The following is a 25,056-nucleotide window of genomic DNA, read 5'->3' as shown; positions in this document are numbered from 1 at the left end:
AAATATATTATAATGTCCTGGGACGAATGTAGATGTATCGTAATCTTTTGCGAAAAATAATAGACTAAAAGCGTAAATATCGTTTATAGTGCTATTGCTGGAAAATAAATGTGTTGTGTTTCTTACATCCAGGTTTTATCATAAGAAAAAAGGGAGTCAAATTAATTGACTCCCTTTGCTAACATTTCTTACGTTAAGTTTATGTATTAGAAGATTTTTCTGCTTTTTTGATTTCTATGGTAAGCTCTTCCTTCTTCTCGTCCAAATCCATCAAAATAGTATCTCCTTCATCAAGTTTAGAGTTCACTATTTCTTCGGCTAGAGCATCTTCAATATACTTCTGGATGGCTCTTTTTAAAGGTCTAGCTCCATATTGCTTATCAAAACCTTTATCTGCGATATAATCTTTGGCTTTATCGGTAAGATTTAAATCATATCCAATATCCTTAATTCTTGCGAATAGTTTGCGAAGCTCAATATCTATGATTTTGTGAATGTCTGCTCTTTCCAAAGCATTAAAGACAATAACATCATCAATTCTGTTTAAGAATTCAGGAGCAAACGCTTTTTTAAGCGCACCTTCAATAACACTCTTTTGGTGACTCTCTTCTTGGGACTTCATGGCAGATGTTCCAAAACCGATGCCTTGACCGAAATCTTTCAATTTACGGGCTCCAATATTGGAGGTCATGATGATTATAGAGTTTCTGAAATCTATTTTTCGTCCTAAACTATCCGTAAGGAATCCATCATCTAAAACTTGCAAGAGCATGTTAAATACATCAGGATGCGCTTTTTCAACTTCATCCAATAAGATCACAGAATAAGGTTTGCGTCGTACTTTCTCCGTCAGCTGGCCACCTTCTTCATAACCCACATATCCCGGAGGTGCACCTACTAATCTAGATATGGCGAATTTTTCCATGTACTCGCTCATGTCAATACGGATTAAAGCGTCTTCCGAATCAAAAAGTTCTTTAGCCAATACTTTGGCCAATTGCGTTTTACCTACCCCGGTCTGACCTAAGAAAATGAACGAACCAATAGGCTTGTTAGGGTCTTTTAGTCCGGCACGGTTTCTTTGTATGGCTTTGGCCACCTTTGCAACCGCATCATCTTGACCAATTACATTGGATTTTATGAGGTTGGGCAATTCAGCTAATTTATTGCTTTCTGTTTGCGCTATTCTGTTTACGGGTATACCGCTCATCATAGAAACAACATCCGCTACATTGTCCTCGTTAACCGTTTCTTTATGGAGCTTACTGTCTTCTTCCCATTTTTCTTGCGCAGTGGCTAAGTCTTTCTCAAGTCGCTTCTCGTCATCACGTAACTTAGCGGCTTCCTCGTATTTTTGTTTCTTTACAACACTGTTTTTCAATACGCGAACGTCTTCTAGCTGTTTTTCCAGTTCTAGAATCTGCTTAGGAACATCCATATTCACAATATGAACACGAGAACCGGCCTCATCTAGGGCATCAATGGCCTTGTCCGGTAAAAAACGATCCGTCATATAACGGTTGGTTAACTTTACACAGGCAACAATAGCCTCATCCGTATAGTTTACGTTGTGGTGATCTTCGTATTTACCTTTTATATTATGAAGAATTTCAATAGTCTCTTCAACGGTAGTAGGTTCTACGATTACTTTTTGGAAACGTCTTTCTAGAGCACCATCTTTTTCTATGTACTGACGGTATTCGTCTAGCGTAGTAGCACCAATACATTGAATTTCACCTCTTGCCAAAGCAGGTTTGAACATGTTGGAAGCATCCAAACTACCGGTAGCACCACCAGCGCCAACAATGGTGTGGATTTCATCAATAAAAAGAATAACATCATCATTCTTTTCAAGTTCGTTCATAACAGCTTTCATGCGTTCCTCAAACTGCCCACGGTATTTTGTGCCGGCAACCAAAGAGGCCAAGTCTAGCGTTACTACTCTTTTGTTGTAAAGAATACGTGAAACTTTCTTGTTTATGATGCGCAAAGCCAGACCTTCGGCAATGGCACTTTTACCAACACCGGGCTCACCTATTAATAAAGGGTTGTTTTTCTTTCTTCTGCTCAGAATTTGCGAAACTCTTTCAATTTCTTTTTCTCGTCCAACTACAGGATCCAGTCTGTTTTCCTCTGCCATAAGGGTAAGGTCACGACCAAAGTTGTCCAATACAGGAGTTTTAGACTTTTTATTGCCTTTTTGTCCGGCAGTAGTGCCAAAACTTCCTTCTTTTCCTTCGCTGTCATCATTATCACTAGGAAATGATTCGGAGGTTGGAGAGTCTACAATATCATCATCGCTTGTAATCATAAATTTAAACTGTTCCTTAACGCCATCGTAATCTACTTTTAGTTTGTGAAGTAGCTTCGTGGTAGGGTCATTTTCGTTTCTCAAAATACATAATAGTAAATGTGCAGTATTGATCGAGGAACTTTGGAAAAGCTTAGCCTCTAAAAACGTAGTTTTAAGGGCGCGCTCTGCCTGTCTCGTCAAATGCAGGTTCTTTTTATCTTTTTGTAAAGTGTTCGGGTTTGGGTTGGAAGGGCTAAGAATTTCTACCTTACGCCTAAGATGATCTAAATCGACCTCCATAGCGTCAAGAATACTAATTGCTTTGCCGTTGCCATCTCGTAAAAGCCCCAACATTAGATGCTCGGTACCAATGAAATCATGGCCTAACCGCAGCGCCTCTTCTTTACTATAAGCAATTACGTCTTTTACTCTCGGTGAAAAATTATCATCCATAAATTTATCCTTTCATCTATAAAATTAGTAAAACTATACCAATCTAACGCAAATAGTGTACCTAATATTAGAGAAAGTAGCTGGAAATGTTGAAAAAGGAATGCCCCTAAAAGGTGCTTGGGGTAAGAAGGGTGGCTTTTTGGTATTGAAAAAGTGTTGATAAATTGTTTAATAAAGAAGGTCGTATGTGCTTTAAAGGCTATCATTTTGTGTATATTGGCATGTTTTTTAACTAAAATAATTCTAGGATTTAAAAATGGCAGAAGGAGAAAAATTGATCCCGATTAACATCGAAGAGGAAATGAAATCTGCTTACATCGACTATTCGATGTCAGTCATTGTGTCACGTGCTTTACCTGATGTCAGGGATGGTTTAAAACCAGTTCACAGAAGGGTGCTTTACGGGATGTACGAACTTGGGGTGCGATCCACTAGTTCCCATAAAAAATCTGCGCGTATCGTGGGTGAGGTTCTAGGTAAGTACCACCCGCATGGTGATACATCCGTATATGACTCTATGGTGCGTATGGCACAAGAGTGGAGCTTGCGCTACATGTTAGTAGATGGCCAAGGTAACTTTGGGTCCGTAGATGGCGATAGTCCTGCGGCAATGCGTTATACCGAGGCAAGAATGAGAAAGATTGCCGATGACATGTTGGCGGATATAGATAAGGAAACCGTAGATCATCAATTAAACTTTGATGATTCTTTAAAAGAACCTACCGTTCTTCCTACCCGTGTACCTAACTTATTGGTAAACGGAGCTTCCGGTATTGCGGTTGGTATGGCAACAAATATGCCTCCCCACAACTTAACAGAGGTTGTAAACGGAACCGTAGCCTATATTGAGAATAATGATATAGAGATCGATGAAATCATGACCCATATCAAAGCCCCTGATTTTCCAACAGGAGGTATTATATATGGATACGATGGAGTTAAAGAGGCTTTCCATACCGGTAGAGGTAGGGTAAAGATAAGAGCAAAGGCTGTTGTAGAAGAGGTACAGGGTAGGGAATGCATTGTGGTTACAGAGATTCCGTATCAGGTGAACAAGGCGGACATGATCAAGAAAACAGCCGATCTTGTTAACGAAAAGAAAATAGAAGGCATCTCTAGTATTAGGGATGAGTCCGATAGAAACGGAATGCGTATTGTTTATATCTTAAAACGAGATGCCATTCCTAACATTGTTCTTAATACCTTATATAAGTATACTGCACTACAAAATTCTTTTAGTGTCAATAACATTGCGTTGGTAAATGGCCGTCCGCAGTTATTGAACATAAAGGAAATGATTCATTATTTTGTGGAGCATCGCCACGAAGTAGTGGTAAGGCGTACGGAGTTTGAACTTAAGAAAGCGGAAGCCCGTGCCCATATTTTGGAAGGGCTGATTATTGCATCTGATAATATAGATGAAGTAATTGCAATTATTAGGGCATCTTCTAATGCAGATGAGGCAAGGGAGAACTTGATGGAACGTTTTAAATTAACGGAGATTCAAGCGAAAGCCATTGTGGAAATGAGACTTCGTCAACTAACAGGTCTGGAGCAGGATAAGCTACGTGCTGAGTATGATGAGATTCTTGTGACAATTGCCGATCTTAAAGATATTCTTGCTAGAAAAGAGCGTAGAATGGAAATCATTAAGGAAGAGCTGTTAGAGGTAAAAGAGAAGTACGGAGATGAACGTCGTTCCGAAATTAACTTGGCCGGTGGAGATTTAAGTATTGAGGATATGATACCGGATGAGCAAGTAGTAATTACTATTTCTCACGCTGGATATATTAAAAGAACCCCAGTTTCTGAGTACAAGACACAGAACAGGGGAGGTGTTGGTCAAAAAGCATCATCTACAAGAAATGAAGATTTCTTGGAATATCTTTTTGTGGGAACCAACCACCAGTACATGCTATTCTTCACTCAGAAAGGTAAGTGTTTCTGGATGCGTGTTTATGAAATACCAGAAGGTAGTAGAACATCAAAAGGTAGGGCTATCCAAAACCTGATTAATATTGAGCAGGATGATAACGTTAAAGCGTTTATCTGTACCCAAGATCTTAAGGATGAAGAGTACGTAAACAGCCACTACGTAATTATGGCCACCAAAAAAGGTGTGGTTAAGAAAACTAGCTTAGAACAATACTCACGTCCAAGGCAAAATGGAATCAATGCCATTGGTATTCGTGAAGACGATGAGTTGCTAGAAGCAAAATTGACTACCGGTACTAGCCAAATTTTCTTAGGTTTGAAGTCTGGTAAGGCCATACGTTTTGAGGAAAGTAAGACACGCCCTATGGGTAGAAACGCTTCCGGTGTACGTGGTATTACCCTAGCGGACGATAATGATGAGGTAATTGGCATGGTTTCCGTTCATGATATGGAAGATAACCTTCTTGTAGTTTCTGAAAATGGATATGGTAAACGTTCCAATATAGATGATTACCGTATAACCAATAGAGGGGGTAAAGGAGTTAAGACCATTTCTATAACTGAAAAAACGGGAGGTCTTGTTGCCATTAAGAATGTTTCGGATTCGGATGACCTAATGATTATCAATAAATCAGGTATCGCTATTAGAATGAGTGTAGAGGATCTTCGAGTTATGGGTAGAGCCACACAAGGGGTTCGTCTTATCAATCTAAAAGGTAACGATTCTATTGCGGCAGTAGCTAAGGTGATGAAGGACGAAGACGATCTTACGGATGCAGATGTATTGGATATGGATGTTAAGGCCGAAGAAGATGGCACGGCTCTTGATATTGACAATACCGAAGGAACAGAAGAAGAATAAATTTTGAACTATAATTATAACACTAATATTTAATTAAATTGAAAATGAAACGTAGATTTTTAATAGTTGCGAGCCTTTGTTTTTGCATGGTAGGATTCGCACAGAAGAACGAAATAAAAGCAGCCGAAAAGGCTATGAAAGCTGGTGATGCTGCTTCTGCAAGTAGCGCACTTGAAGCTGTTTCGGGTTCCATTTCAGGAGCTGATGCAAAATTACAGGCGCAATACTATTTCGTAAGCGGTAAAGCTTATGCAGATTTAGCGAAAAAAGGTGATGCCAGTGCTTTCAAAAAAGCAGCGGATGCTTTTCAAAAAGTGATTGAAGTAGAGGAAAAAAGCGGAAAGAAAAAATATTCCGATGAAACTCAACAACACATGTCTGCCTTAAGTGCTGATTTGGTAAACTCTGCTGTAGAAGATAACGGTAACAAGAAGTTTAAAGAAGCTGCAGAGAAGTTGTATACCAGCTACAAGATTAGCCCAAAGGATACATCTTACCTTTACTATGCGGCAAGTAGCGCTGTAAACGGTGGTCACTATGAAGAGGCGTTGTCTTACTATAACGAACTTCAAGAAATAGGTTACGACGGTAGTGGTGTTATCTATAAAGCTACTAATGTAGAGACAGGTCAAGAAGAGGAGATGGACAAAACTCAAAGAGATTTGATGGTAAAGTCTGGAACTTACAAAGACCCTAAAGATGAGAGATCTCCGTCTAAGAAAGCTGAAATCGTTAAGAATACGGCTTTAATCTATACTCAATTAGGACAAGATGATAAAGCTTTGGAAGCTTATAAAGCGGCAAGAGCTAACGATCCAGAGGATGTAAACCTGATCTTGAACGAAGCCAACCTGTATTACAAGATGGGTGATAAGGAAAAGTTTAAAGAGTTAATGGCGGAAGCAGCTTCTGTAGCTCCTGATAATCCAGATTTACATTACAACATTGGGGTAATTAACATGGAGCAGGGTAACTTGGAAGATGCGAGAGCTTCTTACAAGAAAGCTTTGGAAATCAACCCTGGTTACACTAATGCTCAGTTAAACCTTTCTACAACTTACGTTAACGAAGGTAACGGTCTAATTGATGAGATGAACTCGTTGGGCAATTCTAAAAAAGATATTGCTCGTTATGATGAGCTAAAAGAAAAGAAAGATAACCTTTTCACTCAAGGAGCTACTGTATTGGAGGATGCTTTAAAGTTGAACCCAGATAACCAAGGAATCTTAACGCAGTTGAAAAATATCTATGGCGCAATGGGCGACACGGAGAACTTTACAAGAGTTAAGAAGCTTTTAGGAGAGTAATCCCCTGTTTATAAGCACAAAAAATCCCCTAGGAATTTCCTAGGGGATTTTTTTTATGCCGTTTTTTTTTGGGTCTAAACAATTTGTTTGATTACCCTAAGTTTATGGGTGTAACTACCTGTTTCATTATTGAATATTCCGGTATGGTCAATACGATCTATCCGTACTTTTCCATCTACGTGAATGATGTAGTTATTTTCCATGATAATGCCAACATGGTAAATTTCACCTTCATTGTTGTCAAAAAAAGCTAAATCCCCAGCTTCGGTTTCCTCAATAAAACTTAATGCATGACCTTGGCCGGATTGATCGGCCGCTTTTCTAAGTAGCCGGTACCCGTTAACTTTATACACCATTTGGGTGAATCCTGCGGCGTCAATACCAAAAGGAGTTTTTCCGCCCCACAAGTATGGAGCGTTCAGGTATAGTAATGCCGTCTGTATGATTTGGCTTTTGTCTTTTTTGTTACCGTTGCATTTACCGTCAAAAGTATGGGAAAGTATAGAGCAATTACTTGTTGTTGATCCCAGAATCACGGGTAAGAGAACTGAGTTTTCCGTTTCTACGAAAGAAATAAGGTCTGAAGTGTAACTTACGTTTTTAGAAGACTCTATACTCTTATATGTCTCTTCGGAAATTAGGGTCATTTGGTGATTGTTCACCCATCCTTCAAATTTATCGAAAGCAAGGCGAATGCGGCTCCAAGCCTTTCTACGCTCCAAGACTTTAAAATGTTCGCCGTATACCAATTGAGAAACCATTTCTGACGTTTCATCGGCATTTACACGAACGGAAACTATACTTAGGGGACAAATTCCGTATTGCATATGTTTGGTTGAATGAAGGTGTTCTTTATCGTTCTACAATTATTGCAGAAGCGCCACCTCCGCCATTACATATTGCGGCAGCCCCTATTTTTGCATTGTTCTGCTCTAAGACATTCAGCAGCGTTATAAGAATACGCGCCCCAGAACAACCTAACGGATGTCCTAGGGATACGGCACCACCATTTACGTTTACATTTTTATCCGTTAACCCCAATAGTTTCATATTAGCCAATCCTACCACGGAAAACGCTTCGTTAAACTCAAAGAAGTCTATGTCATCTATTGAAATACCAGCTTTGGCAATAGCCTTTGGAAGTGCTTTGGCCGGTGCGGTAGTGAACCATTTTGGTTCTTGAGCGGCATCGGCATAACTTTTAATAGTAGCCAAGGGTTTTAAGTTTAGTTCTTTCGCTTTTTCTTCGCTCATTAAAACCAGTGCAGCAGCTCCATCATTAATACTAGAAGCATTTGCTGCGGTAACCGTTCCGTCTTTTGAAAAGGCTGGACGCAGTGCGGGAATTTTATCCATTCTCACATTCTTGAATTCTTCGTCTTCGGAAACAACTACAGGCTCTCCACGACGCTGAGGTACTTCTATTGGCGTTACCTCATTGTTGAATTTCCCGTCTTTCCATGCTTCTGCGGACCTTTTGTAAGACTGCACGGCAAAATTATCTTGGTCTTCTCGGGAAAACTTGTATTCTGTTGCACATGCATCGGCACAAACTCCCATAGCTTGTTGGTCGTAAGCATCTACCAGACCGTCTTTTTGCATTCCGTCTTCCAAAGTAGTGGGGCCAAATTTTTGTCCGTTTCTCATATGAACATAATGCGGAATAAGGCTCATATTTTCCATTCCTCCGGCCACTGCAATTGAAATATCGCCTAGGGCAATAGCTTGAGCTGCCTGCATAACGGCTTTCATACCGGAAGCGCAGACTTTATTTATGGTAGTACAGGGTACATTATCAGGAATTCCTGCAAAAATTGCCGCCTGTCTTGCGGGGGCTTGTCCGGTTCCTGCTTGAACAACGTTACCCATTAAAACCTCTTCAACTAGATTGGGTTCAAGATTTATTTTAGCGAGTGCCGCTTTTATGGCCGAAGCCCCAAGTTTAGGAGCTGGAATTGAGGATAACGCTCCCATAAAACTACCTATTGGAGTTCTGGTGGCAGATACAATGACTACTTTTTTCATATTAAGACAAGAATTTCTCGTATCACAAAACTAAGAAATTAATAGGCAATACATTTCGTTGTTTTGATAAAAGCCCCTCGGAAGTTTATAATTTTCTATTTTTGACTCAGATACATGGCCCATGCGCAATTTTTTGGATAGACTTTTTAAAAACCAATCGCTTTTATATAAGTATTTTCTATACTTGGTATCGGTGGTTTGTATAGTTTTATTCTTTCCCCAAGGGGGAAAATTTAAATACGAGTTTCAAAAAGGAAAACCATGGCAGTATGAGAATCTGTATGCTCCTTTTGACTTTTCCATACAAAAAAGTAATGAAGATATTTCTAAGGAAAAGACCGAGCTTCTTAATAATCAAATAGATTATTTTAAACTAGATACTTCTGTTAAACAAGAAGTAGCCCAAGAATACGAGCAAAAATTTTCTACGGTATTTACTGGCGAACGATTTAGTCCAAGTGCCCTGGAAGCTTTGGATGGAGCGGGGAAGGATATCCTAGAACAGTTGTATAAAAACGGAGTTCTGGCAAAAAACAGTAAACCAGGGGTAAAAGAACAGTTCTATCTCGTAAATGATAACCAAGCGGAGCGTGTTGCGGTCAGCAATTTTGTTCAGATTAAGGACTTGAGAACTGTACTTAAAAAAATTCTTCAAAAGAAAGATTTAGACATATATGCTCAAGAATATCAAGACTTGTTCTTGGATATTGTGAGGCCAAACATTACGTATGATAAAAATCTCTCTGAAAAAGCGCTGAATGAAGCGTTATCAGGCATATCACATACCAGGGGAACGGTAGATGAGGGAAAACTCATTATAGCCAAAGGAGAGGTTGTTGAGGCCGAAAATTTAAATGTGCTGAACTCCCTAAAAACGGAATATGAGTCCGAATTATGGACGGCCAACAACTATTATTTTATATTGTTCGGTTATACCGTTTTGGTTGCCCTAGTGCTCATGATGCTATTTCTCTTCCTAAAAAAGTATAGGAGAGAGAATTTTGAGAATAGCACTAAGGTTACCTTTATTTTCTTTAATATTCTGTTCATGGTATTTGTTACCACTATGGTAGTTAAATATGATGAAGCCTTTGTTTTTGTAGTGCCCATTTGCATTTTACCCTTGGTGCTTAAGACCTTTTTTGATGCTAGGTTAGGTCTTTTTGTTCATGTGTTGACCGTACTTATTTTGGGCTTTGTAGTTCCCAACAGTTTTGAATACATCTTTCTACAGATAATTGTGGGAATTGTTACTATACTCACGGTATCCGAACTTTATAAAAGAGCCAATCTTTTTATATCCGTAGGGCAAATTACTTTGATATATGTTGTGGGCTATTTAGCTTTTCATATCATACATGAAGGAAATCTGGACAATATTCAATGGTTTACGTTGGGGCTTTTCTTTTTGAACGGAATGATAACCCTTTTTGTGCAACCACTTATATATGTATATGAAAAGGTCTTTGGATTGGTTTCCGATGTGTCTTTGTTGGAACTATCGGATACCAATTCTAAGCTGTTAAAGGAGCTTTCTAATAAAGCTCCGGGAACTTTTCATCATTCATTACAAGTAGCGAACCTAGCGGAAGCTGCAGCAAACGAAATTGGTGCAAATGCTATGTTGGTCAGAGTAGGGGCGCTATATCATGATATTGGGAAAATGAACCACCCCACTTATTTTACGGAGAACCAGATTACCAATGTAAACCCTCATGATGAATTGTCGCCAAAGGATAGTGGTAAAATAATAATCAACCATGTAATTGATGGAATTGAACTGGCCAGAAAAAACAAGATACCGGATCGAGTCATAGATTTTATACGATCGCATCACGGTTCATCTTTGGTTTATTATTTTTATAAAAAACAACAAGAGTTGGAAGAAGATGTGGATGAAGCTAACTTTAGATATCCTGGGCCCATACCTTTTTCAAAAGAAACGGCCATACTTATGATGGCAGATTCGGTTGAAGCCGCATCCAAGAGTTTAAAGAATCCTACTTCGGGAATTATTGAAGAATTTGTGGATAAAATTGTAGCGGGCCAAATGAGCGCCGGACAGTTTTTGAACGCTAATATTACCTTTAAGGAGATAGAGGCGATAAAAAAGATTTTTAAGCAAAAATTGATAAACATCTACCATCTGCGAGTGGAATATCCTGAATGATAAGGGGGTATGAATATTAGAAAGTAGGCGATTCAAATTATTTTAGAGGCCATTTAGAAATAGTTTTAAACTTATTGAAAAAAATAAAGAAAATAGTTGCGAACTTGAATACAAAAACATACATTTGCAACCGCAATTTTAGCCACGGAGACGTACTAAAATTAAGTTCATTGAAGAGATTACTGGAGAGGTGCCTGAGTGGCCGAAAGGAGCGGTTTGCTAAATCGTCGTAGGTGGAAACACTTACCCAGGGTTCGAATCCCTGTCTCTCCGCAATAGCTGTCAAAGCAAATTGCGAGGGCAGAAAAATTTCTCAAGTATTGAAATAATATTGATAACCACTCGGGGTGTAGCGTAGCCCGGTTATCGCGCCGCGTTTGGGACGCGGAGGTCGCAGGTTCGAATCCTGCCACCCCGACAAAAACCAGTTCAGAAATGAACTGGTTTTTTTATTTTCAAAGAAAATAATTCTAATAGAATAGCGGCTCAAATAATCAGTTACTAAATTTATAGTTTTCAACTTCTTTTTAATTTTTAAATTAATTAGACTTTCGTTTAACTTTTTTTAATGAAAAACCATAGCCATGACAAGTTTGTATACACTTGCATTTTATCTGTAAATAAGGATTAAATTCCAATAGTATCTAGACTAAGAAACCCATTGCTTATTAAAAGCTGAACAAATAGCTGGTAAAGTGAAAGCGATTCATTTCACAGATGGTACAATATTATTAAAAAAGCTCTTTTCCCAGAAAACAGGATGACGCAATAAAAGTAAATATACTAGCCTGATTTTACCATAAACTGACAGTTGGACCTGTCAATAAATTTGGTATATTTTTTGTAAATCGGAAATTAAGTATTTTGTTTTTCAGCTCACCAACGGGTGAGTTTCATAATCTATTGTTTAATATTAAATATCTTCTGTTATGCAAACACAAGCTATTGATAATCGAGCAATGAATCATGAAAGTGCTCAGCAACGTTTCCGGGTAGAAAAGTTTGATATGAACGTGCAAGATGAATATATTCAAGTTCGTATCGCTTCCCCCGTATTAAAGCCTAACAACTATAGCGTTGAAATCAAGAATGATAAGCTTAGACTCAAACTCATCGGCAATGATGACGGCAGTAAGCCATTGGCGCTTCCTCTAGTCTGTGATTTCTATCTTCCCAAATCTGGATACAATGAAATAGGAAAGCAAATTTTTAAGAACGAAGTGTTGACTCTGACTTTATTTAAATCTACTCTTAAGCCAGAGTTGCAGCGAATATTGGCTTTACATACGGCTTAACCCTTAATATGCTTTGTTATGAAAAAAACCAAATATCAAATAGGGTTGGGGGTGTTTTGTTTTTTTACTACTGTTTTTGGGGCATCCCTAAAGCTTTGGTACTACCCTTATGGAAATTTCTTTTTGCTTCTAGGGTTGATTAGCATGCTCGTCTTAATGGTATTGCTTATTCCTAGGGAGAATAGTTTTTTAGATAGGTTTTCAAAATAATTCAAGTAGAACATCAGATTTTGATTTCTGCATTTATAAAATACTATTTATTATCTATAGAAAGTTTAATTGTTTAAATATCAGTGTAATATGTCATTTTTTCAGTTTTTGAAATTTTGACAGAATACATTTTATTTGGCATTCATTTTGCCTCTTACCGTACACACATTTGGATGAAGTTTAACTAAAAAAAATTAAAGCTATGAGTAATCTAGTGAATGTAAAAAATGGAGGTTTTGCTAATTCAAATTATAACAACCTTAGCCTCCCAAGTTGGTCTTCTTGGATAGATGAAGTGTTCAATAGAGATTTTCCTTTGGTTTTTACCTCTAATTTTAACTTAGGAATGACCTTGCCTAAGGTAAACATTAGAGAAACTAAAGATGCTTATGTTGTGGATATGGCCGTTCCAGGTCTCAAAAAATCCGACTTTGAAATTGATATTGACAATAAGGTACTTTCAATTACCAGTGAAGTTGAAAAAAGTAATGAACATAAAGATGACAATTATATACAACGTGAGTTTGGATATTCTTCATTTAAACGTTCTTTCACATTGCCTGAAACGGTAAAAGAAGATAAAATCAAGGCAGGTTATAAAGAAGGAGTACTTACGATTCACCTTCCGAAAAAGGAAGAAGCTATACAAAAACCGCCACGAAGTATTAGAATTTCATAACCTAAAATGGCTTATTCAAGGTCGGCAATGCCGGCCTTTCTTATCTTTTATATTTAAAATAGGATTGTATAACCGTAAATATTATAAAGATGAAAAAATACACTGTGATGCTATTGGCAGCTTTCTTATGCACCGCTTGCAATAGTCAAGAGAAAGAGAGCAGAGATAAACATATAGCTCAAAATAAAGAAAATACGACATATACACCTATGGGTAGCTGGAAAATTAATAAGGAATTTGATGAAGCGGGAAACTTAATTCGTTATGATTCTATCTACTCTTATTCGTCTGGCAGCAATCTGGATGAGCTTGCCTCATTTGACCGAGATAGTGTTCTAAAGTCAATGCAATCAAGATTTTATAAGAACTTCTCAAGCTTCAACTTTGACCAAGAAGGGTTTGGTGATTTCTTTAAAGAAGATTCACTTTTTACCAGACGTTTCTTTAGCGATGATTTTTTTGAAAGTGATTTTGGCAAAGATTTTATGAGAATTGACGAAATGCACGAACAAATGGAAGCGATGCAGAAACACTTTTTAAATCGGTATAAACCATTAATAGAGGCTGATGACGATAAGGATTCAACGAAACGGCAGTAGATAAACGGAAGAACAATTAAGTTGAAAAGTCCGGCATTTCTTTGCTGGACTTTTTTAATTGAAAATTAAAAGCGTCATTTTTTAGTAATTTGATTTTCCCTTTGATACCTTATTTCTTTAACTATCAAGAAAACTTCTTAATATATTCAGAAGGGGTTTTCCCATATTTTTTACGAAAACATTTGCTAAAATACTTAGGGTTTCGAAAGCCTACTTCATAACTTACTTCGGAAATATTCATTTTACTTTGTTCAAAGTAAAGAGCCGCCCGTTTTAGCCTTATTTCGCTAATAAATTCTTTTGGAGTAAAATTAGTCCATGCTTTTATTTTAGAGAATAACATTGTACGGCTTACTCCTAATTCTTTACAAAATGTAGCAACATCAAACTCGGCGTTGGAAATGTTGGATTCTACAATTGTCATGGCTTTTTCCAGTAATTTTTCATCTAAGGAAGTTACGGTTAGCTCACTGGCCAAGAGATGGGTTTCACTTGAGAATTTTTCTCTCAAACGTCTTGAAGATTCCAACAGGTTTCGTACTCTTAATTTAAATTCTTTAATATTAAAGGGCTTGCTAATGTAGTCATCTGCACCACTTTCCAGACCTTCAAATTTATATATTAAGGAGGTACGAGCTGTAAGTAAAATTACGGGTATATGGCTTGTTTTAATATTTTGCTTAAGGTGCACACATAATTCTGTTCCGAACATTTTAGGCATCATTACATCGCTTATAACCAAGTCAGGATTAAATTTCAGTGCTTTTTTCAACCCTTCTTTTCCATTTTTAGCCTCTTTAATTGCATATTCTTTACCTAGGAAATTTTTAAAAAATGATCGTAACTGGTCATTGTCCTCAACAATTAAGATTAAGGGCAATTCATTGTTTGGGCGAAGGTTTTCAATTGGGTCATCAAAAATTAACTCTTTATCCCCATGGGTTAATTGAGAGGTGTATTGTGCAATATCATCACTGAACTTAAAATCAGGAATGATTTCCTCTTCTGAAAGATGTTCTTTTCCTAGCGGTAAACTTACTTTAAAAATGGCTCCCTTTCCTTCATTATTGAGAGCCTTTATAGATCCATGGTGCAACTCAACGGTGTTTTTGGCAATGGCAAGCCCTATGCCTGTTCCTTTTGTATAATTGGGGCCTACGTTTTTTTCTTCGGGTACTTCAAAAAACCTATCAAAAACCTGCTTAAGATAGGGGTAGGGAATACCAATTCCTGTATCTTTTACATCTATAAAAATGTTTTCATGGTTTTTGTAAACATAGATACCAATTTTGCCACCGTTTGGCGTATACTTAAATGCATTGGAGATGAGGTTATAAAAAACTTGCTCTAGTTTATATCTATCGTAGAAAACTAAGATTTCTTCGTGGGAACTCTCAAAAGTATAAGTGTATTTTTTATCCTTGGCATATTCTGTAAAGGACAAATATATTTCCCGTAGAAATTTTATGATATTTCCTTCGGCGGCTTGCAGTTTGGATTGGCGGTCTTCTAATTTTCTAAAGTCCATTAACCTATTGATTAATTGAAGTAGGTGATTGGCACTACTTTCTATGACCAACAATTTTTTATACATTAGGCTACTACCTTTATAATCTGCAAGTATTTGTTGTAAGGGACCTAAAATTAGGGTTAGGGGAGTTCTAAAGTCATGTGATATATTGGTGAAAAACTGCAGTTTGGCTAAATGATTTTCTTCCTGTCTCTTATTTTCCAACTGCTCCCATCGTAAATCCTGTTTCAACCGCGCCTGAGATTTTACAATGAGGTATAAACTGAAAGAGCCAATAGCAATTAGTAGACCATATAGGGCAAAAGCCCAATTGCTTTTCCATGGGGCAGGTTTAATGGTGATTTTTAGCTGTGTTGCGCTTTCATTCCAAATACCATCATTATTTGCACCTTTTACCTCAAATAGGTAATCTCCTGGTTTTTGAAGTGTATAAAAAGCTTCAGTATTTTTTGTGAATGTCCATGTGTCATCTAAACCAACCAGCCTGTAGGCATAACTATTGTTATTGGGGCTTATATAACTTGGCATGGAATAATTAATGGAAAAATGAGAGTTCTGATGATTCAGGGTAATTTCATCGGAATAGGTTATGGTGCTCGTTAATATTTTCCGTTCATCATTTATGGGTATGGATTTGTTCTTTATTTGCAAATCCGAGAGGATAATTTTTGGAGCATAGGTATTGGTAATTAGTTTTTTAGGATTAAAAAATGTGACCCCTTCGTTACCTCCAAAATAGATTTTTTCATCATTTAATCGCAAACCTGCGTTTGGGCTAAACTCATTACTATTTAATGAATAGCGTTGGTCGTAAACCACAGACTCTTTGGAGCTAGCATTGTATTTAACTATTCCTTTATCAGTACTCAGCCAAAATTCATCTTTGGCATTTTCAATAATAGTGAATACTGAAGAAACGGAGTTTTCTTTATTTAATGGTATTTGTTCAAAATCTAAACCGTTAAACTTAAATAAACCTTCGGTTTTTGTGCCAACATAAATTTGTTGTTTACCGTCTTCGATTACCGTCTTAATATCATTTCCGTAAAGTGTACTTCTAAAGAATTGAGATACTTCATACTGGTTTTCTTCCTCATCTTTAAATGTAATTAGGTTTAAGCCTCCCAAACCGCCAGCCCATATCCTACCCATACTATCTATACATAAGGTCTTTATAACGTTTGACGAGAGTACCGGCCCTGTTTTCTCTTTTTTTCCATAGGTTCTAAAAGTTTTGGTTTTTAAATCATACCTGACCAACCCTTTGCCAAACGTACCTATCCAGTATACTTGGTCTTTTGCTTCTTTTATTACGTATACACCCGTATTCTTGAGATAGTCTTTAAGTTCATTGGATATGACATCTTGCAACATTCTTTTTGAATGGACATCATACACGAGAATACCATAGTTTAAAACCCCCGCCCATAGTATGTTTTTTTTAGAAAGATATAAAGTTTGAATGTTGTTAGGTCTAAGTTCTTCAGCATCCGATAAATTAAGGGTCTCAAGTTTTTTGTTTTTTGGATTCAGGATGGTAATATCTCCTCCTTCCGTACCAAAGTATATATTAGAGGAATCATCTGAAACAATTGAGTTAACTATATTATTATCAATATCATGATTGACGAAATTCACGAAGTTTTCATTAGACTCTGTCCATATATTAACACCACCACTATATGTGCCCAACCAGATGGTTCCATTTTTATCCTTAAAAGCAGATTTAATAAAATTTTGACTTAATGAGTTTTTTGCCCTATTGTTACTTTTTAAATCCCATATTTTTTTTTCGGGCCCTATGACCCGTACCCCATGTGAGGTTCCTAGCCAAACGGATCCATCATTGGAAGATTGAACAACGCGCACATCTGCAGAGAGGGGAATAATCTGTTCGTTGTGTAAAAGAAATTTTTCATTCTCAGTGTTGAACAGCATATAGCCGTTGTATTTGGTTGCTATACCTAAGGTGGTAGAATCTATTTGGTTTATATCTTGAATGAAAAGGTTTTCAGTCCCATCATTGTTGTTAAACTGTTTAAAGGTAAATCTATCATTGTCCCTACTCTCCAATCTGGCCAAGCCCTTTGTAGTCGCTATCCAGATCCGTTTGTTTTCATCAATAAAAATACGTTGTATGTTCTCGCCTGGCAGGCCATTGGCATCACCTTCTTTGTGCAGTATATGGGTAAAGTTGTTTTTAGATTTGTTAAAGATTGATATTCCATTTGCCGTACCGAACCAAATTTCTCCATTCCCTATTTCTTTACTGCAAATAACTACAGCGTTGCATAAACCATCAGGACCGTTTCTTTTATAGAAGCTCTTAAAAGTATTTTTAACGGGATCGTACCGGTTAAGCCCATTATAGGTTCCTACCCAAATGTATCCATCACTATCTTCATTTATAGATAAAATGTCGCTATTGCTTAAACTGGTCGAATCTCCAGGAACATGTTTAAAAATGTCAATGTTGGTGCCATTATATCTGTTTAAGCCATTTCGGGTGCCAAACCACATTTGCCCCAAACGGTCTTGTTCAATAGCAATTACCGAATTGTTTGAAAGCCCATTCTCTACTGATAAATGGCGAAAATGGAAATCATTTTCTTGCGCAAGAAGGCATTCTCCTAGGAGGAGAAAAAAAATCATAAACCGGTTACGATTCAGTGTTGACATGAGTGATTTTTAGTTTCTTGACACAGTTTTGATATGAAGCAAGTATTATAAAAAAATGATTTAATCTTTCTTGGTAACCATATGGTTTTATGGAAACCCTTGGAACCTAAAATGATGCAAAAAACGGAGTGGGCAATTTTAACAATGGAGCAATGTCGGTTTTCAAAATTAATGAAAAGAAGGAATTACCAAAATTATTTTTTTGGTGAAGTGCTAATTCTGTTTTAGAAATGACTACATCGGGACAGTACAGGATGCTATCATTTTATTTGAAAGTTAATTTTGAGAGATATCTATTGATTTCAAATGGAAATGAAAAAATGCATTGTTGTTTACTTGTTCCTTTTTTGCATGGTTTTGTGTGGAACCTTAATGGGGCAAACTAATATAAAGGAGTCAAAAACGTTTCCGGAGATTCAACCACCAGCGGGGCGCATTGCTATTGTTGCAGATGGGAATTCCCCTGATCCTGATGATTTAGGGGGTACTGCTGTTTCTTTGGCACTATTAAGAGCTGCAAATCTAGATAATAGACTTGTGCATTATTCCCATAGTTGTGATTTGGTTAGGGATGACCGAATTTCTGAGCGAGCGGAAAATGAAAGACATGCATTAATGCAGAGTTCGTGCGATGTTACGGCAAGAAGGTGGGGTGGTTTTTCGGGCTTAACTTTTTTAGATGCTAGTTGGCAAAAAGAAAAAACGGTGAACGATTTAAAAACTGCAATTAACGCTTCATCCGAAAAGGATCCGCTTTGGATTATCGAGGCAGGGGAGCCCGATATTATTGGAATGGCCCTAGATGCATCGGAAAAACCAAAACATAAATATGTAAAAGTAGTAACGCATCATCCAGCTAATGATAATGCGGGAGACTTTTACACATGGCAGCGAATATTGGATTTTGGAGTGGAAGAAGTTCGTATTCCGGATCAAAACACTCATTTAAAAGTAGCATTGCCAGAATGGGATTGGGCCAAAAACCACCCGGATTCTAGACTGCAACAAATCTGGCTTCAGGGGAAAATTGCCGAAGTTGATGATGTTGTTAAGTTTCAAAAGGGAAAATGGGATTGTTCGGATGCAGGTATGATTTTGTACTGGATAACTGGAGCAACGAACGGAGGACTGGAGTTGGGAACTGTAAAAAATGTAAAAGCACTTTTGTTGGATTTCATAGATAAGAATTAAAATCAAAAATTTTTGAACTAAACTTAATATGGAGCATGGAAAATCTAGTATAGAATCTCTTACAGGATGTTATTTGATAAATCAACTATTTCTTAAAGGGATTTCTATAGTTCTCTTTTTAACGGCAATTACGGTTAAGGGGCAGTCATTGCAACATCCCATAATTTATACAACACAACAGGAAAGAGATTTTGTTTTAGAGAAAATTAAAAAATATGATTGGGCAGAAAGTGTCGTCTCTCAATTGCATGAACATGTAGATGGAGCTTTGGAAGTTCATCAGACCCATCCGTTGATTATTTTAAATAGAATACCCGCGTTTGCGGTTCATGACCATGAGAACAAAGAAAGAGAAGCCGGCCCAATAGCAGCTGCGCATAACGAGGTATTGTCTCTAGCGGCTAATGCAGGAGCGCTATATTTCATAACACAAGATGAAAAATATGCACAGTTTGCAGCTGATATTTTAGCCGTGTACACAGATGTTTTGTTTATTAAAACGCCCGAAACCACTACTATATGCGGGTATGCTTTTTTTGATCCAAGAACTACATATGCCCCATTTGCCGTAGCCTACGATTTTATCTACAATTATTTAAAGCAAAAAAATGTAAAGGTCTTTGATAAAGACAAGGGTCACTTAGTTGCTTTTGATAATACTAAAGCACAAAAGGCAATTGCCAATATGGTAGGCAATGTTCTGCAAGAATATGGAAAGCCGGATGTACATGGTAAGAGAGTTTCCAACCATCCTATACTTACCGCACCTGGAGCACTATTTGGAATTTTATGTATTGAAGATGACATGGAACGTGAGCGTTTGTTCAAAACTTTTTGGGAGAAGGGTACAGCGCATCAAAACTCGTTCAAGAACACCATCTTGCCTATGTTCTCGGGGCAAGGAATTTGGCCGGAATCACTTAGCTACAGTTTTATGCCCATTATTATGATGGTGTTGAATATTGTAGATAGTGTAAAACCGGAAATGAACGTAGCGGCAGATTATAAACATGTTCTTGAAGGAAACTTTCTATTCGATTATTTACGGCACCCCAACAGGACCTTTGTTAGATACGGAGATTCAAAACGGTATAATGACTTTACAGGGGATTTGTATAGATACACATTGAACCTTGCATCAAGAAAAGGATATAAGACATTGCAGAATAAAGCGGAATTAGCTCTTAAAAATTCTTATGAGGCCAATGGAGGTCATAGACCAAACCTATCCACGGGTAGTGTCTTTGATAATTTTAATTTGTTGGAGCTATTTTGGGGGCAGTCCGTACCCAAAAAAATAAAAGACTCGGTTAACTTGGATAAAGCCACCGTTATTGTAGACCATGCGGGTATAGCTCTTCAACGAAATTATGTTGATGAAAATAATGAAACGTATGGATTATGCGGTATTATAGGCGGAGCTCACTACGTACATAGTCACCTTACGGGAATAAGTATGGAATTGTATGGAGCGGGCTATATAATGGCGCCCAATGCGGGTCTGCCGGCTTCTGTTCCTGAGCGAAAAATTCCTTTGCACGAACACTATTTCAGATTATACGCGGGAAATAATACAGTAATCGTGAACGGTTCTTCCCATGGGCGGGACGAGGGTTCATGGAAGGGCAAGGCTAATGTTTGGCAGAATAAAACGGTAAATATCGCAGCGGAACCCAAGCATTTGGAAGAAAGAATATCCAAAGAGTTCAATTTTGCTACTCAATTCTTGGATGATACCGTAAACAATGCAAAACAGGAACGTACCTTAAGTATTATAAGAACTAGCGCAACTACGGGATATTATTTTGATATGTTTCGCTCTAAATCCAATGATGAGAATAAATTCCATGATTATGTCTATCATAATATAGGCGATAGAACTCAAATTTTTACTTTGGAAAATCAGGAATTGGCACTAAAAAAAACAGACCGCTATCAAAATGACATTGGTGACGTAGTGAAGTCTCCCGGATGGCGTTATTATGAGGACACACAATCAACTAAGGCTACTAAAAAAGGAATAAAGGTTAGGTTTGATATTGAATTTGACAATACTTACATGCACCTTTTTATTCCAGAAGGAGTTTCTAGGGAATACACCAAAGCATTGGCACCTCCAACTCGCGAAGCAAAAAACGGGTATATAGATAAAAAGACGCAAGTATTGGCCGTTAGGCAACAGGGCGAAGCTTGGGATAGACCCTATATTGGAATATTTGAACCTTCAACTCAAAAAGAAGCTAGTATTCAAAAGGTAGAACCATTATGGGACGAAGATAAGATTGTAGGTGCCATTGTAATCTCCAAAGTTGAAGATTCGCTTATAACCGACATTATCATTGTACAGGACAGGAACAATGCCATTTATAAAAATGATGAATTGAACCTGTATTTCAAAGGGCGATTTGGTGTAGTTCGTAAGACGGCTAAAGCTCATGGTGCTAATATAGTATTATACATAGGAGAAGGAGAGGTGTTAAAATTGGGTTCTAAAGAATTAAAGTCAAACTCTTTAAAGAGAGGGGTAATACAATTTGACGCGGAGTAATAAACATCGAGCATGTTTCTGGTATGACTTGTAATAGATTCAATTTTAAGTTATCAAGAAAATCACTAGACCTAATGATATGTTAGACAGGATTTGGAAAACTAGTAAAATTTCTAAAGGAAAAACTGAAGCCAACGGCTTTTTAAGTAGAATTTAGAGCGAAGGTTCGTAACAAGATAAGCAGAGAAAAGTAAAATTTCCAGTCTTTAGTCAGAACTTAATTGTCATAGGATCGTTAAACCCCTCAAGTTTAAATTGAAAAAAGCAGATATAGAAAAATAATTTGATTTCTATTTACAAATAAGAATTGTTGTGTACTAAAAATATAAGATGAACCTAATTCTAAAAACTAGTCTTTTTTGTCTAATTCTTTATTCTTTTTCTTGTGGCAGTAACGCTAAGAATATGACTAATCGTTTAAAAAAAACTGAAACAAATAATGAACAAGCACCCAATATCATTTTCTATTTGGCAGATGACCAAGATGTATATGATTATGGTTGCTATGGTAATGAAAAAGTACATACACCTGCCGTAGACCGTTTAGCTCAAGAAGGTTTATTGTTCACAAACGCGTTTACCGGTCAAGCAATTTGTGCACCAAGTAGATCTCAACTCTTTACAGGAAAATATCCATTAAAAAATGGGTGTTTTGCCAATCATACGGCTACAAGACCAACTATTGAAAGTGTTACCGACCACATGAAAAAATTGGGATATGAAGTAGTATTGGCCGGAAAAAGTCATGTAAAACCCTCTAATGTTTATCAATGGGATAGAGAATGGGAACCAGTGCCTAAGGAAAACGTACCAAGAGATTACATTCCCTTAGATAGCATAGAAAATTATTTAAAAAATACGACTAAACCATTTTGTATGTTCATAACCTCAAAATATCCGCACGGAAAATATTTTGAAGTTGATAACCCTAAAGCAGAGGATATTAAATTTTATCCCTTTAATGAGGATAAAAAGACAAACCCAGAATATGTAAAGTCTAAAGCAGGTTACTATAGAAGTATAAAAGAAGATAATACGCAACTAGAAGATGTTTTAAATTTAGTTGACACGTATTTAAGTAACAATACACTTTTTATTTATAGTGCAGATCATGGTGTTTCGGGCAAATTCACTGTTAAGGATATTGGCCTTAAAGTACCCTTTGTTGTACGTTGGCCAAAGGTAATAAAGGCCGGATCAGTCTCTGATCAACTTGTTCATTACACAGATGTACTACCCACCTTTTTGGATATTGCAGGCGGAAAAGCTATGCCAGATATGGATGGTAAAAGTTTTCTACCAATACTTCAAGGTAAGGATGTTGAAATAAACGAATATGTATACGGTGTTAGAACCAATCAAAATATACTGAATTCAGAAATTTTCCCCTCAAGAATGATTCGTAACAAGAAATACAAATACATTAGAAACTTTAATTCTCTAGAAGTAGTAGAGAACAATCTCACGGGAAAAACATATGTAGATTACTTTATTAAAAGAGGGGCAAATACGTTTAAAAATGAACCTTTTGAAGAGTTATATGATATTCAGAACGATCCATTTGAACAGCACAACTTGGCCAACGTTCAAGAACTAAAACCCGTAAAAGACACCCTTTCAAAGAAAATGTTCAATTGGATGGATTCTCAAGGCGATATTCTTAATAAAATCGCCGGTAATATGCCCATTATAACCCCTAGTGGTAATAAAGGATTTAAGTTAGATCAAGATACGCCAACACGACAAATTGCCGATTCACTAAAAAATACATTGCAAAAAGAAGACTATACAATAATTGAGCATTGGTAATGATAAAAGTATTTAAAATGAATAGATTTTCATATAACATATTATTTGTAGCAACCTTGTTGCTTTCATGTAAAAATGAAAATAATAAACCTATTGTAACCCATGAAAAAAAACCGAAAAACATATTGTTCATTGCTGTGGATGATTTGCGCCCAGAATTAAATTTTTATGGTGCCAAACACATAATTTCACCAAACTTGAACAAATTGGCCAGTGAAAGTTTAGTCTTTAACCGCGCATATTGTAATATACCGGTATGCGGGGCATCAAGAGCGAGCTTGCTTACCGGTATGAGACCTACAAGAAATCGTTTCATTGATTATAGCACTAGAGCAGATGTAGACGTACCCTTTGCTACTTCATTACCTAAGTTTCTTAAACAAAATGGTTATACAACACGATCAAACGGTAAAATTTATCATCAAATAGATGATGATAGTTTAGCTTGGGATGCCATTTGGTTTCCTGACGGTAATATTCGTAATTATCAACTTAAAAAAAATATTGAAGAAAACGGAAATGCCAATCTAGCTGTTGCAGGAGCTACCGCATTTGAAATGGCAGAAGTTAATGACACCGCTTATTTTGATGGTAAAATTGCCCAAAAAGGTATTGCCGACCTAAAATTGCTGAAAAACGAGAAAAAACCTTTTTTCTTGGCTCTAGGTTTTATGAAGCCACACCTACCGTTTACTGCACCAAAGAAATATTGGGACCTTTATGATAGAAACAACATAGAATTACCTCAAAATTATGAGCAACCAGAAACAACCCCTAAAGAAGCCTTTCATAATTTTGGAGAATTGCGTAACTATGGCAACATTCCTAAAAGTGGGGAAATCCCTGATGATTTAGCAAAAGAACTCATACATGGTTATTATGCTTGCGTAAGTTATGTTGATGCGCAAATTGGTTTGGTATTAGACGAGTTAAAACGCTTAGATTTAGAAGATGATACAATAGTTGTTCTTTGGGGAGATCATGGTTGGAATTTAGGAGATCATAAATTATGGTGTAAACATGTCACATTTGAAACGGCTTTAAGAACACCCTTACTACTAAAAGTTCCAGGAAAAACCAGTGGTCAAACAACAGATGCTATAACAGAATATATAGATATTTACCCAAGTATTGCAGAACTTGTTGATATTGAAAATGTTCCAAAAACCGTACAAGGCAAAAGTTTTGTCCCTCTTTTAAAAGGTGAAAAATCTAGTAAAGATTGGGCAGTAAGTAAATTCAAAGATGCCGTTACATATATCAAAGGCGATTTATTTTATACTGAATGGATCAAAGATGATGGTACTGCCTACGCAAGAATGTTATCTGACCATTCAACAGATTCTTTAGAACTTGATAATTTGGCAGAGAAACCCGAATATAGGGAAAAGGTGAAGGCGCTTTCAAAAGACTTAAGGGAAAAATGGGGCAAAGATTTTTTAAGCGAATGACAAATTAACTGAAGTTTAC

Annotated in this window: 14 protein-coding genes and 2 tRNA genes; 12 read left to right on the top strand and 4 right to left on the bottom strand. The window is 37.0% G+C overall.

The window, feature by feature from the left end:
• Positions 1–199 precede the first annotated feature (199 nt).
• Positions 200–2,746, bottom strand: a complete 2,547-nt coding sequence (locus Q4597_RS14625; RefSeq protein ID WP_289040759.1) for an ATP-dependent Clp protease ATP-binding subunit — start codon at positions 2,744–2,746, stop codon at positions 200–202.
• 256 nt (positions 2,747–3,002) lie between these two features.
• On the opposite strand from Q4597_RS14625, the gene gyrA reads away from it, so the two are divergent.
• Both gyrA and Q4597_RS14615 read left to right on the top strand, forming a co-directional pair.
• Entirely contained in the window at positions 3,003–5,543 is a 2,541-nt protein-coding gene (gyrA, locus tag Q4597_RS14620) for a DNA gyrase subunit A (RefSeq protein ID WP_289040758.1), read from the top strand.
• 44 nt (positions 5,544–5,587) lie between these two features.
• The gene (locus tag Q4597_RS14615; RefSeq protein WP_215440821.1) at positions 5,588–6,850 is read left to right on the top strand and encodes a tetratricopeptide repeat protein; all 1,263 of its coding nucleotides are present in this window, start codon (positions 5,588–5,590) and stop codon (positions 6,848–6,850) included.
• A gap of 74 nt (positions 6,851–6,924) precedes the next feature.
• Here Q4597_RS14615 and Q4597_RS14610 read toward each other — a convergent pair whose 3' ends face one another.
• Entirely contained in the window at positions 6,925–7,677 is a 753-nt protein-coding gene (locus tag Q4597_RS14610; protein ID WP_215912364.1) for a C40 family peptidase, read from the bottom strand.
• A 25-nt stretch (positions 7,678–7,702) separates the two neighbouring features.
• Positions 7,703–8,875, bottom strand: coding sequence for an acetyl-CoA C-acyltransferase (locus Q4597_RS14605; RefSeq protein ID WP_303406822.1), 1,173 nt, complete (start codon positions 8,873–8,875; stop codon positions 7,703–7,705).
• 121 nt (positions 8,876–8,996) lie between these two features.
• Here Q4597_RS14605 and Q4597_RS14600 point away from each other — a divergent pair, with 121 nt between their 5' ends.
• The 6 genes from Q4597_RS14600 (at position 8,997) to Q4597_RS14575 (ending at position 13,828) form a co-directional block, all read left to right on the top strand.
• Positions 8,997–11,045, top strand: a complete 2,049-nt coding sequence (locus tag Q4597_RS14600; protein WP_303406821.1) for an HD family phosphohydrolase — start codon at positions 8,997–8,999, stop codon at positions 11,043–11,045.
• A 184-nt stretch (positions 11,046–11,229) separates the two neighbouring features.
• Positions 11,230–11,318, top strand: a tRNA-Ser gene (locus Q4597_RS14595).
• Positions 11,319–11,388: 70 nt separating this feature from the next.
• Positions 11,389–11,463: transfer RNA gene (locus tag Q4597_RS14590), tRNA-Pro, on the top strand.
• A 511-nt stretch (positions 11,464–11,974) separates the two neighbouring features.
• Entirely contained in the window at positions 11,975–12,340 is a 366-nt protein-coding gene (locus tag Q4597_RS14585; RefSeq protein WP_215912361.1) for a hypothetical protein, read from the top strand.
• A gap of 412 nt (positions 12,341–12,752) precedes the next feature.
• Entirely contained in the window at positions 12,753–13,229 is a 477-nt protein-coding gene (locus Q4597_RS14580; RefSeq protein ID WP_215912360.1) for an Hsp20/alpha crystallin family protein, read from the top strand.
• A gap of 89 nt (positions 13,230–13,318) precedes the next feature.
• On the top strand, positions 13,319–13,828 hold the full coding sequence (locus Q4597_RS14575) for a hypothetical protein (RefSeq protein ID WP_215912359.1): 510 nt from the start codon (positions 13,319–13,321) through the stop codon (positions 13,826–13,828).
• A gap of 124 nt (positions 13,829–13,952) precedes the next feature.
• Here the strand turns inward: Q4597_RS14575 and Q4597_RS14570 are convergent, their stop codons facing one another.
• A complete protein-coding gene (locus Q4597_RS14570) occupies positions 13,953–18,038 on the bottom strand; it encodes a two-component regulator propeller domain-containing protein (RefSeq protein WP_303406820.1) in 4,086 nt (1,361 codons plus the stop codon).
• A gap of 372 nt (positions 18,039–18,410) precedes the next feature.
• On the opposite strand from Q4597_RS14570, the gene Q4597_RS14565 reads away from it, so the two are divergent.
• The 4 genes from Q4597_RS14565 to Q4597_RS14550 all read left to right on the top strand — a co-directional run bounded on the left by Q4597_RS14565 (position 18,411) and on the right by Q4597_RS14550 (position 25,037).
• A complete protein-coding gene (locus tag Q4597_RS14565) occupies positions 18,411–19,229 on the top strand; it encodes a hypothetical protein (protein ID WP_303406819.1) in 819 nt (272 codons plus the stop codon).
• 28 nt (positions 19,230–19,257) lie between these two features.
• Entirely contained in the window at positions 19,258–21,777 is a 2,520-nt protein-coding gene (locus tag Q4597_RS14560) for a hypothetical protein (RefSeq protein ID WP_303406818.1), read from the top strand.
• Between the two features lie 405 nt (positions 21,778–22,182).
• Positions 22,183–23,586, top strand: coding sequence for a sulfatase (locus tag Q4597_RS14555; RefSeq protein WP_303406817.1), 1,404 nt, complete (start codon positions 22,183–22,185; stop codon positions 23,584–23,586).
• Positions 23,586–25,037 carry a sulfatase gene (locus Q4597_RS14550; protein WP_303406816.1) on the top strand — a complete coding sequence of 484 codons (1,452 nt, stop codon included), beginning with the start codon at positions 23,586–23,588 and terminating at the stop codon, positions 25,035–25,037. The genes Q4597_RS14555 and Q4597_RS14550 overlap by 1 nt, the downstream gene beginning before the upstream one ends.
• The last annotated feature ends 19 nt before the right edge of the window (positions 25,038–25,056 follow it).

Source organism: Zobellia sp. 1_MG-2023 (assembly GCF_030549125.1).
GTDB lineage: Bacteria > Bacteroidota > Bacteroidia > Flavobacteriales > Flavobacteriaceae > Zobellia > Zobellia russellii.
Note: the sequence above shows the minus strand (reverse complement) of the source record. Positions and strands in the feature narration are given on the sequence as shown.

Bases quoted from the DNA above. Each gene is read 5' to 3' on its own strand.
- Q4597_RS14625 (WP_289040759.1), bottom strand. From the start codon at position 2,746: ATGGATGATAATTTTTCACCGAGAGTAAAAGACGTAATTGCTTATAGT.
- Q4597_RS14555 (WP_303406817.1), top strand. From the start codon at position 22,183: ATGACTAATCGTTTAAAAAAAACTGAAACAAATAATGAACAAGCACCC.
- Q4597_RS14550 (WP_303406816.1), top strand. From the start codon at position 23,586: ATGATAAAAGTATTTAAAATGAATAGATTTTCATATAACATATTATTT.
- Q4597_RS14580 (WP_215912360.1), top strand. From the start codon at position 12,753: ATGAGTAATCTAGTGAATGTAAAAAATGGAGGTTTTGCTAATTCAAAT.
- Q4597_RS14605 (WP_303406822.1), bottom strand. From the start codon at position 8,875: ATGAAAAAAGTAGTCATTGTATCTGCCACCAGAACTCCAATAGGTAGT.
- Q4597_RS14560 (WP_303406818.1), top strand. From the start codon at position 19,258: ATGGAGCATGGAAAATCTAGTATAGAATCTCTTACAGGATGTTATTTG.
- Q4597_RS14570 (WP_303406820.1), bottom strand. From the start codon at position 18,038: ATGTCAACACTGAATCGTAACCGGTTTATGATTTTTTTTCTCCTCCTA.
- Q4597_RS14610 (WP_215912364.1), bottom strand. From the start codon at position 7,677: ATGCAATACGGAATTTGTCCCCTAAGTATAGTTTCCGTTCGTGTAAAT.
- Q4597_RS14575 (WP_215912359.1), top strand. From the start codon at position 13,319: ATGAAAAAATACACTGTGATGCTATTGGCAGCTTTCTTATGCACCGCT.
- Q4597_RS14585 (WP_215912361.1), top strand. From the start codon at position 11,975: ATGCAAACACAAGCTATTGATAATCGAGCAATGAATCATGAAAGTGCT.
- gyrA (WP_289040758.1), top strand. From the start codon at position 3,003: ATGGCAGAAGGAGAAAAATTGATCCCGATTAACATCGAAGAGGAAATG.
- Q4597_RS14615 (WP_215440821.1), top strand. From the start codon at position 5,588: ATGAAACGTAGATTTTTAATAGTTGCGAGCCTTTGTTTTTGCATGGTA.
- Q4597_RS14600 (WP_303406821.1), top strand. From the start codon at position 8,997: ATGCGCAATTTTTTGGATAGACTTTTTAAAAACCAATCGCTTTTATAT.
- Q4597_RS14565 (WP_303406819.1), top strand. From the start codon at position 18,411: ATGGGGCAAACTAATATAAAGGAGTCAAAAACGTTTCCGGAGATTCAA.